The 1,547-nt window shown below is 66.0% G+C and carries 3 protein-coding genes; 2 read left to right on the top strand and 1 reads right to left on the bottom strand.

All coding sequences use genetic code 11. The features are described from left to right. Positions 1 to 335 (bottom strand): NUDIX domain-containing protein (locus KXR83_RS26765; protein WP_437427231.1); only part of this gene is annotated, 335 nt, incomplete at its 3' end. A 61-nt stretch (positions 336 to 396) separates the two neighbouring features. Between KXR83_RS26765 and KXR83_RS26770 the strand changes: the two genes are divergently transcribed. After that, positions 397 to 1,365, top strand: coding sequence for an ADP-ribosylglycohydrolase family protein (locus tag KXR83_RS26770; protein WP_437427232.1), 969 nt, complete (start codon positions 397 to 399; stop codon positions 1,363 to 1,365). Continuing rightward, positions 1,362 to 1,547: macro domain-containing protein (locus KXR83_RS26775; protein ID WP_437427233.1), on the top strand; the 186-nt coding region annotated here is incomplete at its 3' end. The genes KXR83_RS26770 and KXR83_RS26775, both read left to right, overlap by 4 nt.

Consider the following 1,547-nt stretch of genomic DNA (forward strand, 5'->3'; position numbering starts at 1 on the left):
AGCGCGTCGTCGGGAAGATGCCGGCGCCTGGCTGCTGCACCGTGTGCCATCGACAACACCCACCCGCGATCGTCCCGTGAAGGGTCGTCGTACATGCCGAGTTGATGGAAGGCCAGGCCGCGGATGCCTGCCTTGGTCTGCAAGGCGCGGCTCGCCGCATCGGCGAGGGTCTCGCCCCGGTGCAGGAAGGTTCCGGGTAGCGCCAGGCCGCGCTCGGACTTCACCACCAGCACGGCCAACGCGTCGTCCTGCACAGTCAGAACAGCCACGTCGACGGCAACCGACGGCCGGTCGTAGTCGGTCAGAGCTTTGCCTGCTGCATCGAGCCACACCATTCGTTGATGTTAGCGCACATCTGCGCTAACCTTTAGCTCAACTTTGATCTAAGGAGGAGCGATGGTTCTCGACAACGAACAGCTCGACCGGGCCCTCGGCGTCCTGCTCGGGACGGCAGCAGGAGATGCACTCGGTGCGGGCTACGAGTTCACCTACCCCGCGGCGCACACGGAGATCCGGATGAAAGGCGGCGGGATGTTCGATTGGGACCCTGGTGAGTGGACCGACGACACGTCGATGGCGATCTGCGTAGCCGACGGATTGACCGACGGCCATGTTGATCTCGATGCGATCGCCAGGTCGTTTGTGCGCTGGTACGACTCCGGCCCGCCTGATATCGGGACGCAGACGCGGGCGGTGTTGAGCGGCCGGTGGCCATCGGCACGCGCGATGACCGACAGGGCTGCGAGCTTGACCGGACGCACCGGTGGCAACGGTTCCCTGATGCGCACGGCGCCAGTGGCACTGGCGTTTCTCGACAACCCCGAGGGGTGCGTGCGCACTGCGGGTGCCGTCAGCGATCTCACGCACTACGACGAACGCGCGCGAGAAGCGTGCCAGATGTGGAGTTGGGGAATCCGACACGCGGTGCTCACCGGGTCGCCTGACGGGGTGCGGGTCTATGTGGAGCAGGCGCCTGCATCGGTCCGCGCCTATTGGGGGCCGCTGCTCGACATCGCCGAAAACGGGTCGCCTGCAGACTTTCCCAACAACGGCTGGGTGGTGCATGCGTTGCAGACGGCCTGGTGGGCGCTGACCGGGGCTGCCTGCGATCTGCCCGAGACGCTGGAATACTGCGTGCGTGCGGGTAACGACACCGACACCACCGCGGCCATCGCCGGCGGACTGGTGGGAGCCTGCCGAGGAGCCTCGGTGATCCCATCGGAGTGGACGTCCCTCCTCCATGGCTATCCCGGCCACACCTCGGTCGACCTCGTTGCAACCGTACGACGGGTCGTCGGTAGGGCAACGGGTCCGACTGCACCCGACGCCCAAGCGGGCGTCACGACACGAGAGGCCAAACAATGACCATCATCGACGTCGCCAACGGGGACATCACCACCACGCGAGCCGACGTGATCGTCAACGCTGCGAACTCGTCAATGTTGGGCGGCGGTGGTGTCGACGGCGCAATCCACCGCGTGGGCGGGCCCGAGATACTCGATGAGTGCCGGCTCATCCGTGCAACAACACTTCCGGACGGCCTCGGT

This window comes from Williamsia muralis, from assembly GCF_051487485.1.
In the GTDB taxonomy this organism is placed as follows: Bacteria; Actinomycetota; Actinomycetes; order Mycobacteriales; family Mycobacteriaceae; genus Williamsia; species Williamsia muralis_B.

What these genes read in the sequence shown, in the direction of transcription:
- KXR83_RS26770 (WP_437427232.1), top strand. Translation starts at nt 397, where the DNA reads ATGGTTCTCGACAACGAACAGCTCGACCGGGCCCTCGGCGTCCTGCTC.